Origin of the sequence: Agathobacter rectalis ATCC 33656, assembly GCF_000020605.1 — a bacterium.
Taxonomy (GTDB): Bacteria; Bacillota; Clostridia; order Lachnospirales; family Lachnospiraceae; genus Roseburia; species Roseburia rectalis.
In genome coordinates, this window is sequence record NC_012781.1 from 1560881 (window position 1) to 1573031 (window position 12151).

13 protein-coding genes are annotated in these 12151 nt (G+C 42.5%); 12 read left to right on the plus strand and 1 reads right to left on the minus strand.

The annotated features are described in order from the left end of the window. Positions 1-11: 11 nt before the first annotated feature. Genes rsmD through EUBREC_RS07510 form a run of 3 tightly spaced genes read left to right on the plus strand, consistent with a single transcriptional unit; the run spans position 12 to position 1729 of the window. Positions 12-563 (plus strand): 16S rRNA (guanine(966)-N(2))-methyltransferase RsmD, encoded by a 552-nt coding sequence (gene rsmD, locus EUBREC_RS07500; protein ID WP_012742519.1) that lies wholly within the window; start codon positions 12-14, stop codon positions 561-563. Positions 564-573: 10 nt separating this feature from the next. Beyond that, complete coding sequence (gene coaD / locus EUBREC_RS07505; RefSeq protein WP_012742520.1) at positions 574-1059, plus strand: pantetheine-phosphate adenylyltransferase; 486 nt, start codon at positions 574-576, stop codon at positions 1057-1059. 13 nt (positions 1060-1072) lie between these two features. After that, on the plus strand, positions 1073-1729 hold the full coding sequence (locus EUBREC_RS07510; RefSeq protein ID WP_041254031.1) for an ATPase: 657 nt from the start codon (positions 1073-1075) through the stop codon (positions 1727-1729). On the opposite strand, the gene EUBREC_RS07515 is transcribed toward EUBREC_RS07510, so the two are convergent. After that, entirely contained in the window at positions 1709-2407 is a 699-nt protein-coding gene (locus EUBREC_RS07515) for a hypothetical protein (RefSeq protein WP_306719235.1), read from the minus strand. The genes EUBREC_RS07510 and EUBREC_RS07515 overlap by 21 nt on opposite strands. A gap of 246 nt (positions 2408-2653) precedes the next feature. Here EUBREC_RS07515 and EUBREC_RS07520 point away from each other — a divergent pair, with 246 nt between their 5' ends. The 9 genes from EUBREC_RS07520 to hisIE all read left to right on the plus strand — a co-directional run bounded on the left by EUBREC_RS07520 (position 2654) and on the right by hisIE (position 12117). Beyond that, the gene (locus EUBREC_RS07520) at positions 2654-3376 is read left to right on the plus strand and encodes a pseudouridine synthase (protein WP_041254035.1); all 723 of its coding nucleotides are present in this window, start codon (positions 2654-2656) and stop codon (positions 3374-3376) included. Positions 3377-3402: 26 nt separating this feature from the next. Further along, on the plus strand, positions 3403-5403 hold the full coding sequence (locus tag EUBREC_RS07525) for a YgiQ family radical SAM protein (RefSeq protein ID WP_041254037.1): 2001 nt from the start codon (positions 3403-3405) through the stop codon (positions 5401-5403). 9 nt (positions 5404-5412) lie between these two features. After that, on the plus strand, positions 5413-6387 hold the full coding sequence (locus tag EUBREC_RS07530) for an RluA family pseudouridine synthase (protein ID WP_012742525.1): 975 nt from the start codon (positions 5413-5415) through the stop codon (positions 6385-6387). A gap of 59 nt (positions 6388-6446) precedes the next feature. Next, positions 6447-6980 carry a Holliday junction resolvase RecU gene (locus EUBREC_RS07535; RefSeq protein ID WP_015516333.1) on the plus strand — a complete coding sequence of 178 codons (534 nt, stop codon included), beginning with the start codon at positions 6447-6449 and terminating at the stop codon, positions 6978-6980. Positions 6981-7052: 72 nt separating this feature from the next. Continuing rightward, positions 7053-8243, plus strand: a complete 1191-nt coding sequence (gene hisZ / locus EUBREC_RS07540; protein ID WP_041254039.1) for an ATP phosphoribosyltransferase regulatory subunit — start codon at positions 7053-7055, stop codon at positions 8241-8243. 3 nt (positions 8244-8246) lie between these two features. Beyond that, the gene (hisG, locus tag EUBREC_RS07545; RefSeq protein ID WP_012742528.1) at positions 8247-8894 is read left to right on the plus strand and encodes an ATP phosphoribosyltransferase; all 648 of its coding nucleotides are present in this window, start codon (positions 8247-8249) and stop codon (positions 8892-8894) included. 42 nt (positions 8895-8936) lie between these two features. Continuing rightward, on the plus strand, positions 8937-10226 hold the full coding sequence (hisD, locus tag EUBREC_RS07550) for a histidinol dehydrogenase (protein ID WP_012742529.1): 1290 nt from the start codon (positions 8937-8939) through the stop codon (positions 10224-10226). A 15-nt stretch (positions 10227-10241) separates the two neighbouring features. Next, entirely contained in the window at positions 10242-10832 is a 591-nt protein-coding gene (hisB, locus tag EUBREC_RS07555) for an imidazoleglycerol-phosphate dehydratase HisB (RefSeq protein ID WP_012742530.1), read from the plus strand. Between the two features lies 1 nt (position 10833). Then, a complete protein-coding gene (gene hisIE / locus EUBREC_RS16985; RefSeq protein ID WP_012742531.1) occupies positions 10834-12117 on the plus strand; it encodes a bifunctional phosphoribosyl-AMP cyclohydrolase/phosphoribosyl-ATP diphosphatase HisIE in 1284 nt (427 codons plus the stop codon). The last annotated feature ends 34 nt before the right edge of the window (positions 12118-12151 follow it).

Sequence of the window (12151 nt, forward strand, 5' to 3'; positions counted from 1 at the left end):
GGGAGAAAAGTATGAGAATAATAGCAGGAACGGCGAGAAGCCTCCCTCTAAAGACTATCGAGGGAAAAGATACAAGACCGACTACTGACAAGACGAAGGAGACTCTTTTTAATGTCATGCAGTTTGATGTTCCCGGAGCATATTTTTTAGATCTGTTTGCGGGAAGCGGACAGATAGGACTTGAAGCGTTAAGCCGCGGTGCAGCCTATGCTGTATTTGTGGAAAATTCAAGAAAAGCTGCTTCATGCATCGAGGACAATATCCATTTTACAAAGTTTGATAAAGTCTCAAGGCTTATGATGACGGATGCTGTCACGGCAGTACGTACTCTTGAGGGCAAATACAAATTTGATATCGTGTTTATGGACCCGCCATACAATAAGGAGCTTGAAAAGGAAGTGCTTATTACACTTTCGGACAGCGATATATTAAAGGATGATACACTTATCGTGGTTGAGGCTTCAAACGATACTGATTTTGATTATCTCACAGAGCTTGGCTATGAGATAGTCAAAGAAAAAATTTATAAGACAAACAAGCATGTTTTCATAAAGCGTGCATAGGAGATACAATATGAAGGTAGGAATTTATCCGGGAAGCTTTGATCCGGTGACATTTGGACACCTGGATATAATAGAGCGTTCAGCAAAAATAGTTGACGAGCTGGTTGTCGGAGTACTCAATAATAGTGCAAAAAACTCGTTGTTTTCTTTGGAAGAACGTGTTAGTATGATAAAGGAAATGACAGCACATATACCAAACGTTAGGGTAGGGTGCTTCGAAGGACTTTTAGTTGATTATATGAAGAAAATCAATGCAACAATCATAATAAGAGGATTGCGTGCAGTGACAGATTTTGAGTATGAGCTGCAGATTGCACAGGCTAACGGAGTGCAGAATCCGGAAATAGAGACGGTTTTTCTCACTTCTAGCCTCAATTATTCATATTTAAGCTCTACAATTGTCAAGGAATTTGCATCATACGGAGGAGATATATCAAAGTTCGTACCTGAACAGTTCATTGATAGAATTTATGCCAAATACAATATTACCAGGTAAGGAGACAGTATTTATGAGCAGTAAAATGGAACAGATTATTGAAGAAATCGAAGATTATATTGATGGCTGCAAGCCGTCACCTATTTCAAGAAACAAGATTCTTGTCAATCGTGAACAGTTAGAGGAGCTTCTTTCAGAGCTTCGTACAAAGACCCCTGAGGAGGTCAAGAGATATCAGAAGATCATCAGCAATAAGGAGGCTATCCTTGCTGATGCACAGGCGAAGGCTGATCAGATAATCGCGCAGGCTCAGATTCAGACAAATGAGCTTGTCAGTGAGCATCAGATTATGCAGCAGGCATATGCTCAGGCGAATGAGGTAGTGCAGATTGCAACAAAGCAGGCACAGGAGATACTTGATAGTGCCACAAACGAAGCAAATAATCTCAGAATGAGTGCCATGGCATATACGGACAGCCAGCTTAAGAGCATTGAGGACATCTTAACAGGCTCTATTGAGACTTCAAAGGCCAGATATGACAGCCTTATAAGTTCACTGCAGCAGTTTGAGGATGTTGTTGCAGCAAACAGAGCAGAGCTTTTCCCACCGGAAGAGAATGGCGATGAAGCTGCAGGAGCAGAGTCGTCTGACAATGAGGCAACTTCAGATACATCTGATGATGATATAGAAATCACCAATATTTCCGATTCAGATGAGGATGCGAAATAGGATAATACATAACAGGCATGAGAGTATGCTCATGGCTGCCTTAAGCAGTATGTATCTGTAAAGCCTAAAGCCTGTATCCCGGAATATTGATTTGGTCTGGACCATGCATGATACACCGCCAAATGACAGAAGTGCAATGCACAGCACAATTGACAGGGTGCGTGGAATGCATAGACCGCAGACTATGCCGATACCGTTTGTGGTTTCAAAAAAGGCACCTATTATGTCTGCCGACAGTGGCATGCTGCAGTCAGCCTTTTGGGCAATGGTCTGTGGGATACGTGAGACTATAGAGAACAATACAATATATCCACAGAGTTTTATAAGGGTTTCAAACCCTTTCATTATTCCGGCATCAACGATTTGCATGTTAAGCTTAAATCCTTGAGCCGGGATTTTTTGTGTTAAGCTTTTGTTTTTGTTAATCGAAAGCATAGCTATCATTCCTATAGCAGATGGCAGATAAAGTGACACAAGATAAATGCTATAGTGGCTGCATATGTTAAGTTGCTCGGACAGTGCATAGGTAATGATAAAGGGAAGGCTGAAATGGTTTGCCAGTGCACTCAGTATTTCTCTGTGATTTTTATCTATGTATCCTTTGGAACAAAAATCTGCTGTGAGCTTTGCTCCTATCGGGAATCCAAATATTATGCCTATTATGTATGTAAACAGCATGATATGCTTTTGGGGAATGTTTTGCAGCACATTTGTTGAGATAATCAGGTTAGATAAAATCGTAAATATAAATAGAAGCGGAAATATCTGGTTGAACCATAGCATTATGCCAGCTTTAGCGCACGTACTTACCTGTGCCGGAAACAATATGTAATAAATACAAAATAGCAGTATAAAAGCGATAAACAGTAATTTTTTAAGTTTGTTTTTACTCATGTGACAGTATATGTGGAGAGAAATATCAATATGATTCGATTAGATAAATTTTTATCAGAGATGGGGCTTGGCACACGCTCTGAGGTAAAAAAGCTTATAAAGACCGGACAGATAGCCATAAATGGCACTGTGGCCGCAAAGCCTGAGACAAAGGTAGATACTGATGCCGACGAGGTATCAGTTAACGGCAGAATAGTTAAGTATCAAAGGTATGAGTATTACCTGTTTAATAAGCCCTCAGGCTGTGTTTCTGCGACCTGTGATAATGTGCATGATACCGTCATGGACTATATCACGGATGCTGTGCATGATGATCTGTTTCCTGTCGGAAGGCTTGATATAGACACGGAGGGGCTTTTACTTATCACAAATGATGGAGCGCTTTCGCACGAGCTCCTAAGTCCTTCAAAGCACGTGGCAAAGACTTACTACGCACGTATTGATGGTGAGGTGACTTTGGATGATATCATCAGGTTTAAAGAGGGCATTGATATAGGTGAGGAAAAACCTACAAAGCCTGCGGAGCTTGTTATTAAAAAAAGCGGCAGCGTATCCGAGATTGAGCTTACGATAACAGAAGGAAAGTTCCATCAGGTCAAGCGGATGTTTGAGGCGCTTGGAAAGAGGGTAATCTATTTAAAGAGAATATCCATGGGACCGCTTAAGCTGCCTGATGACCTTAAAACAGGGACTTACAGAGCTTTGACACAGGCTGAAACGGATATGCTTATGCAGATAAAATCCGGCAAATAAAATAATTTTTAATTATGAGGTATGATATGAGTAATGGTTTTTTACCAATTTCAAAACAGGATATGATAGATGAGGGCATTGAGCAGCTTGATTTTGTGTATGTCTGCGGTGATGCATATGTGGATCATCCGTCCTTTGGACATGCAATAATTGCAAGGCTGCTGCAGGCACATGGCTATACGGTCGGCATCATTTCACAGCCCGACTGGAAGGATGATGAGTCTATATCCATACTCGGAGTGCCGCGCCTTGGCTTTTTGGTTTCGGCAGGTAATATGGACTCCATGGTAAACCATTATTCGGTTTCAAAGAAAAGAAGAGCAAAGGATTCATTTACACCGGGTGGCGTGATGGGAAAGAGACCTGATTATGCGACCGTTGTGTACTGTAACCTGATACGCCATACTTATAAAAAAATCCCTATCATAATAGGCGGCATCGAGGCGAGCCTTAGGCGCATGGCACATTATGATTACTGGTCAAATAAAGTCAAGCGCTCGATTCTTTTAGATTCCGGTGCGGATCTCATCTCATATGGCATGGGAGAAAGAAGCATCATCGAGATAGCGGATGCGCTTGCCAGTGGTATGGATGTAAAGGATATCACGTTTATAGATGGTACCGTGTTTAAGACAAAGGACAGGGATATCATATATGATGCGATTGAGCTTCCGGATTATGACGTTATAAAAGAGGACAAGAGGGAGTTTGCAAGGAGCTTTTACATACAGTACTGCAATACTGATCCTTTCTGCGCAAAGAGGCTCATAGAGCCGTATGACAACTCTACGCTTGTGGTGCAGAATCCGCCGCAAAAGCCACTGTCGCAGGAGGAGATGGATGAGGTATATGCGCTTCCTTATATGAGGACTTATCACCCAAGCTACGAGGAGGCAGGAGGAGTGCCTGCGATAAGCGAGGTGAAGTTTTCTCTTATCAGCAACAGAGGCTGCTTTGGAGGCTGTAACTTCTGTGCTCTGACCTTCCATCAGGGCAGGATAATCCAGACAAGAAGTCATGAGTCAATCATAGAAGAGGCAAAGCTTATCACACAGGATAAGGACTTTAAGGGCTATATCCATGATGTTGGTGGTCCTACAGCCAATTTCAGGCAGCCGGCATGTAAAAAGCAGCTCACAAGGGGTGCATGTCCTACAAAGCAGTGTCTGTTTCCTAAGCCGTGCAATAACCTGATTGTTGACCACAGCGACTATATACAGCTGCTTAGAGAGCTTCGTGCACTGCCAAAGGTAAAAAAGGTGTTTATCCGCTCAGGTATCAGGTTTGACTATCTGATGTATGACAAAGACAAGACATTTCTTCGTGAGCTGTGTGAGTATCATGTCAGCGGACAGCTCAAGGTAGCTCCGGAGCATATCTCCAATGCTGTTTTGAGCAGGCTTGGAAAGCCGAGTGTAGAGGTATACAACAGCTTTGTGAAGGCATACAAGGATATGAATAAAAAGATAGGCAAGGAGCAGTATCTTGTGCCTTATCTCATGTCTTCACACCCGGGCTCAACGCTTAAGGAAGCGATAGAGCTTGCGGAGTATCTGCGCGATCTGGGATATATGCCTGAGCAGGTGCAGGATTTCTATCCGACACCGTCTACCATCTCTACATGCATGTACTATACAGGGCTTGACCCGGCGACACTTAAGCCGGTGTATGTCACAACTAACCCGCATGAGAAGGCTATGCAGAGGGCACTCATCCAGTACCGCAATCCAAAGAACTACGATCTCGTGCACGAGGCACTTGTGAAGGCCGGCAGGGAGGACTTAATCGGATTTGACAAAAAGTGCCTGATAAAGCCTAGGAAAATGCATACTGATGGCGGCTGGGACAAAAAAACTTCTAAGTCTGATAAAAATTCAAACAGCAGCTATGGCAGCGGCAAGAATGCAGGTGTAAGGAAAAACTTGAAAAATGCAACAGAGCGAGGGAAAAACGCAAGCGGAAGTAACACCGCAGGCACAGCGCACAAAAAGAAAACAATCAGAAACGTCCACAAGAAGAAAAGATAAATAAAGACTATGAAAGAATTTAAAGCTGGTAAAAACGAGGCAGGCCAGAGGCTTGACAAATACCTTAAAAAGATACTTCCAAACGCATCCATGGGCTTTATTTACAAGATGCTCAGGAAGAAGAACATAAAACTGAATGATAAGAAAGCGTCAGGCACAGAAATTGTGTCAGTTGACGACAAAATCAAGATTTTTCTGTCAGATGATACATTTGCTAAGTTTTCCGTCAATGAGGACAGACTGATGAAGGACTTTAAGGCACTTAGTGCACTAAAGCCTGACGGACTTGGTGTGGTATACGAGGATGATGACATACTGGCTGCAAACAAGCCCGTCAATATGCTGTCGCAGAAATCAAAGGAGACTGATATTTCTGCAAACGAAAGGCTTATCGGATACCTGATAAAAGAGGGAAAGCTTGATTTTGACACATATAAGAGCTTTAAGCCATCGGTGTGCAACCGCCTGGACAGAAATACATCGGGGCTGATTCTGATGGGTAAATCGCTTCATGGACTGCAGTACCTGTCACAGGTGCTTAAGGCCAGAACCGCAGAAAAGTATTATATGGCGCTTGTTGCAGGAGAGGTTGATGAGCCTATGACCATAGAGGGCTTTCTGACAAAGGATGAGGCTGTAAATAAGGTGCAGATAACCAGGGAGCCCATAAGTGATGAATCACTGCCAATAAAGACTGCCTACAGGCCTCTTAAGACAATTGATATGAGTGCTTCGTGCCATAAAGCAACTCTTCTTGAGGTGCATCTGATTACCGGAAGAAGCCATCAGATCAGGGCACATCTGTCATCGATTGGTCATCCGATCATAGGTGATATAAAGTATGGTGATAGAAGGATTAATGCTTTTTACAAAGAAAATTATCATGTGACCAGCCAGCTTTTGCATGCGCACCATGTGATTTTGCCTGATGGCAGATATATAGAGGCGGCTTTGCCTGACATATGGAGCAGGGTGGGGCTTTAAACCCGTCATTATTTACTTTACATCGCATAGCTTACAGTATTAAGGAAGATAGAAACGATATGGCAACCTGGAATTCAAGAGGCTTAAGAGGCTCGACCTTAGAGGACATGATAAACAAGACAAATGAAAAATACAGGGAGAACGGCCTGGCGCTCATACAAAAGATTCCCACTCCGATTACACCTATAAAGATGGAGCCGGAAACCAGACACATTACACTGGCTTATTTCGAGCAGAAGAGTACGGTTGACTATATTGGCGCTGTACAGGGAATCCCGGTATGCTTTGATGCAAAGGAATGTAATACCGACACGTTTCCCCTTGCCAATATACATGAGCATCAGGTAGAGTTTATGAGATGCTTTGAAAAACAGGATGGTGTTGCATTTATCCTTATATCGTACACACACAGGAACGAATACTATTATCTCACATTTAAAAAACTGACAGAATTCTGGGATAGAGCTGCAGAAGGCGGCAGAAAGAGCTTCCGCTATGAGGAGCTTGAGCCGGCATTTTTCCTCCCGGAGGTGCCCGGAATACTTGTGCCGTATCTGAACGCTCTTCAGCTTGACTTAAATTGCAGGGCTTGACAGTATTACTATCGTATGGTAGCATATTACCACGATAACACTTTACTACAAGAAAGCGAGATTTTACAGATTATGGAAAATCAATTATTACACACTCCGGACGGAGTAAGAGACATATATAACGGAGAATGCAAAAAAAAGCTGTATTTGCAGGATAAGCTGCACCGTACACTTTTAAAATACGGATATCATGATATCATGACACCTACGTTTGAGTTTTTTAATATTTTTGGAAGCGATGTCGGAACAACCCCTTCAAAGGATTTATATAAGTTTTTTGACAAGGAGGGCAATACGCTTGTTCTTCGTCCTGATTTCACACCTTCTATTGCAAGAAGTGCGGCTAAGTACTATATAGAGGACGATATGCCTGTCAAGCTGTGTTATCTTGGCAATACTTTTATCAATTCATCGGATTATCAGGGCAGGCTCAAGGAAAGCACACAGTGCGGTGCAGAGCTGATAGGTGATGGCTCTATCTCTGCAGATGCCGAGATACTTTCGATGACGGTTGAGTCGATGCTTGAGAGCGGACTTAAGAATTTCCAGATTTCAGTCGGACATTCGCAGTTTTTTTACGGTCTCACAAAGGCAGCAGGGCTGTCAGGGGAGCAGGAGGAAAACCTAAAAGAGCTCATAGCAAATAAGAATTTCTTCGGTGTGGAGGAGTTTGTTGACAGTCTTTCGATGAACGACAAGCTAAGGAAGCTGTTTGGACTGTTAGACAATTTCGATTTACAGGATGAGCAGCTTATGGAGGCTTTAAAGCTTGCGGAGGGATATGATGAGATATTATCATCTATTGATACTCTGCTTAAGCTTAGAGAATATTTAAAGGCGTACGGCATCGAGAAATATATTTCGTATGAGCTTGGACTTATCAGTGACTACACATATTACACTGGTATCATTTTCCAGGGCTACACATATGGTACAGGAGAGCCTATTGTAAAGGGAGGCCGTTATGACAAGCTGCTTTCACACTTTGGAAAGGACGCTGCTGCAATCGGCTTTGCAATTGTTGTGGATCAGCTCATGGCAGCATTAAGCCGTCAGGATATTGATGTGCCTGTCATTGAGAATTCCTCACTTATAGTATTTGAGGAGGCTGCATACCATGCGGCAATCAAGCGCTCTATGGAGCTTCGAAGAGATGGGGTAAATACACAGATGGTGCTTAAGGACAAAAATAAAACGAAAGAGGACTATGCTTCATATGCGGTAGACAACCGTATAAACAGAGTTGAGTTTATAGAGGAATAAAAGATGAGTGATGACAGATATTTAACCTTTGCCCTGGGAAAGGGCAGACTTGCAAAAAAGACACTGCAGCTTTTTGAGCAGATAGGCATCACCTGTGAGGAGATGAAGGATCCGGATACCAGAAAGCTGATTTTCGTAAATGAGGAGCTTAAGCTTAGATTTTTCCTGGCAAAGGGACCTGATGTGCCTACTTACGTGGAGTATGGCGCTGCCGATATCGGTGTGGTAGGAAAGGATACCATCCTCGAGGAGGGCAGAAATATATACGAGGTGCTTGATTTAGGTTTTGGAAAATGCCGCATGTGTATATGCGGACCGGAGAGTGCAAGGGAGCTTTTACAGCATCATGAGCAGATAAGAGTTGCCACCAAGTATCCTCATATCGCAAAGGATTATTTCTACAATAAAAAGCATCAGACGGTAGAGATTATAAAGCTAAACGGCTCAATAGAGCTTGCTCCGATTGTTGGACTTTCAGAGGTGATTTGTGATATAGTAGAGACCGGAACTACACTTAAGGAGAACGGACTTACCGTACTTGAGGAGGTCTGTCCGCTGTCTGCGAGGGTTGTGGTAAACCAGGTCAGCATGAAGATGGACAATGAGCGTATCACAAAGCTCATAAGTGATTTGAAGACTGTTATCAAATAGCGTATAATTTATATCAATACATGATTTTAGACGGAGGCTGTAATGAGAACTTTAAAACTTACAAAGGATTCACAGAAGAACATATTGGAGAGCCTGCTTAAGAGAAGCCCTAACAACTATACAGAGTATGAGAGCACGGTAAATGAGATTATAAACAATGTAAAGGAAAACCGTGATAAGGCTGTTTTTGAATACACAAAGAAATTTGATAAAGCGGATGTGGATGCATCAAATATCCGTGTCACAGAGGAAGAAATAAAGGAAGCATATGAGCTGGTTGATGAGAAGCTTCTTGCCGTTATAAAAAAAGCTCTTGTAAATATCAGAAAATATCATGAGAAGCAGCTGCAGAACTCATGGTTTACAACAGAGGACGGCATCATTTTAGGACAGAAGGTCACACCTATAGCAAAGGCAGGAGTATATGTGCCGGGCGGCAAGGCTGTCTATCCTTCATCTGTGCTGATGAACGTGCTTCCTGCAAAGGTAGCAGGCGTTGAAAAGATTGTTATGTGTACACCATGTGGAGCTGACGGCAAGGTATATCCTTCCACACTTGTAGCCGCAAACGAGGCCGGAGTAGATGAAATCTACAAGGTAGGTGGTGCACAGGCTATCGCTGCAATGGCATTTGGTACAGAGAGTGTGCCAAAGGTAGACAAGATTGTTGGACCGGGAAATATTTTTGTTGCCCTTGCCAAAAAGGCTGTGTTTGGATATGTCAGCATTGATTCAATCGCAGGACCTAGCGAGATTCTGGTGCTTGCAGATGAGACTGCAAATCCACGTTATGTGGCAGCGGATTTACTTTCACAGGCCGAGCATGATGAGATGGCATCAGCTATCTTGATCACAACAAGTGAGGAGCTTGCAAAGAAAGTATCAGAGGAAGTTGATAAGTTTGTTGAGGTCCTCTCAAGAAAAGAAATCATTGAGAAATCTCTTGAAAACTACGGATATATACTTGTTGCAGAGGATATGGATGAGGCAATTGATGCAGTAAACGATATCGCTTCAGAGCATATGGAGATTGTCACAAGAGATCCTTTCTCAGTCATGACAAAAATCAAAAATGCAGGAGCAATTTTTATCGGAGAGTACTCATCAGAGCCTTTGGGAGACTATTTTGCAGGACCAAACCATGTTCTGCCTACAAACGGAACAGCAAAATTCTTCTCAGCCTTATCTGTAGATGACTTTATCAAAAAGTCAAGCATCATCTCATATTCAAGAGAAGCACTTGAGAGAATACATACAGATATTGAGCAGTTTGCAGAGTGTGAGAAGCTTACGGCACATGCAAATTCAATCAAGGTTAGATTTGAGGATTAGTCAAAGGAGTAAGAAATGGCAGATAGATGCGCTAAGCTTAGTAGAAAAACAAAAGAGACTGATATTTCGGTCGGTTTAAATATAGACGGAACCGGAAAATCAAATATAGACACGGGCATAGGCTTCTTTAACCATATGCTGGAGGGCTTTTCAAAGCATGGGTTTTTTGACCTCGATATGACATGCGACGGTGACTTAAATGTGGACTGTCATCATACTATAGAGGACTGCGGCATAGTGCTTGGCAATGCTATAGCACAGGCTGTCGGAGACAAAAAGGGCATAAAGAGATTTGGAAGCTTTATTTTACCGATGGATGAGGTGCTGGTGCTTTGTGCCATTGACTTATCAGGCAGACCGTACCTGCAGTTTGACGGTGAGTTTACCTGCGAGAGAGTCGGAGATATGGATACAGAGATGGTTAGAGAGTTTTTCTATGCCGTTTCTTACTCTGCTGCGATGAATCTGCATATAAAGGTTTTGACACCGGGAAATAATCATCATATGATAGAAGCTATGTTTAAGGCATTTGCCAAGGCGCTTGACGATGCCTGCACCTATGATAGCAGAATAAAGGACGTGATGTCCACGAAAGGAAGTTTGTAATTTGACTGGTTTTAAGAACATCGTTGCTACACTGTATTTAAAAAACGGCCAGGCCGTGAAATCAGCGTCTGATATGACAGTTATGGGCGACGTCTACAATCTGTGTCAGCTCTACAATGACAGTGGCATAGACAAGATTATTATTTTTGATCTTTCAACTGATGATGATGAGCATGAGAAAAACATACATACGATAGAAAATATAAACAGAAATATCGACATAAAGGTGTGCGCCGGAGGCAATATCAACCGCATAGAGGACGTGAAAAAGCTGCTGTATGCAGGCTGTTTACAGGTCATCTTCAATGCTACAAAGGATTCAAGCCTTGAGCTTGCAAATGTGGCAAGCGAGAAGTTTGGCAAGGATAAAATCCTTTTGTCAATCAGCAATGTAGACTATATTTTCAAGCATCAGGAGGAGATAGAGGATACCTTTCATGAGCTTTTGGTCTTGAATATAGATATAATAGATGCCCTTGAGAATCTCACATCCACACCGTATGTGGTCTATATGCCGCAGTTTGACATGGATAAAATAATTGATGTCATGAAGCGTGAAACACTAAGAGGCATTGCAGGAGAGTTTATCAATGATCCTGAAAATGATATCATGGCGTTAAAGACAAAGCTTTCTGACGGAGGAATACTTGTTGACAATTTTACTCCAGACTTAAAGTGGTCTGATTTAAAGCTCAACTCTGACGGCATGGTGCCTGTCATAGTGCAGGATTACCGCAATGAGCAGGTGCTCATGCTTGCCTATATGAATGAGGAGGCCTTCAATGTCACGATAAACAGCGGACGCATGACCTACTGGAGCAGAAGCCGCAATGAGCTTTGGACCAAGGGACTTACATCAGGACATTTACAGTACGTAAAGTCTTTGACAGCGGACTGTGATTATGATACTATCCTTGCGAAGGTTTCGCAGGTGGGAGCTGCATGTCACACATGTAACAGGACCTGCTTTTTCAATAATATCGTGAAAAAGGAGTATGTGGAGAAGAATCCACTTACAGTGCTTGAATCAGTCTATGCGGTGATAGTTGACCGTATGAAGAATCCAAAGGAAGACTCGTACACCAATGCTGTCATGGAAAAGGGCATAGATGAGATATTAAAAAAGCTCGGACACGAGTGCACTGAGATTATTCTGGCAGCCAAAAATCCGGACAGTGATGATTTGAAGTTTGAGATATCGGACTTTATGTACCACTGCATGATTCTTATGGCTCAGAAAAATATCACATGGGCAGAGATAGCAGGGGAGCTGGCACAGCGATAGCCTTAAAACACAATAATTATTTAGAGGAAATTAT

Coding starts and splice junctions, on each gene's coding strand:
- rsmD (WP_012742519.1), top strand. CDS start 12: ATGAGAATAATAGCAGGAACGGCGAGAAGCCTCCCTCTAAAGACTATC.
- coaD (WP_012742520.1), top strand. CDS start 574: ATGAAGGTAGGAATTTATCCGGGAAGCTTTGATCCGGTGACATTTGGA.
- EUBREC_RS07510 (WP_041254031.1), top strand. CDS start 1,073: ATGAGCAGTAAAATGGAACAGATTATTGAAGAAATCGAAGATTATATT.
- EUBREC_RS07515 (WP_306719235.1), bottom strand. CDS start 2,407: ATGCTGTTTACATACATAATAGGCATAATATTTGGATTCCCGATAGGA.
- EUBREC_RS07520 (WP_041254035.1), top strand. CDS start 2,654: ATGATTCGATTAGATAAATTTTTATCAGAGATGGGGCTTGGCACACGC.
- EUBREC_RS07525 (WP_041254037.1), top strand. CDS start 3,403: ATGAGTAATGGTTTTTTACCAATTTCAAAACAGGATATGATAGATGAG.
- EUBREC_RS07530 (WP_012742525.1), top strand. CDS start 5,413: ATGAAAGAATTTAAAGCTGGTAAAAACGAGGCAGGCCAGAGGCTTGAC.
- EUBREC_RS07535 (WP_015516333.1), top strand. CDS start 6,447: ATGGCAACCTGGAATTCAAGAGGCTTAAGAGGCTCGACCTTAGAGGAC.
- hisZ (WP_041254039.1), top strand. CDS start 7,053: ATGGAAAATCAATTATTACACACTCCGGACGGAGTAAGAGACATATAT.
- hisG (WP_012742528.1), top strand. CDS start 8,247: ATGAGTGATGACAGATATTTAACCTTTGCCCTGGGAAAGGGCAGACTT.
- hisD (WP_012742529.1), top strand. CDS start 8,937: ATGAGAACTTTAAAACTTACAAAGGATTCACAGAAGAACATATTGGAG.
- hisB (WP_012742530.1), top strand. CDS start 10,242: ATGGCAGATAGATGCGCTAAGCTTAGTAGAAAAACAAAAGAGACTGAT.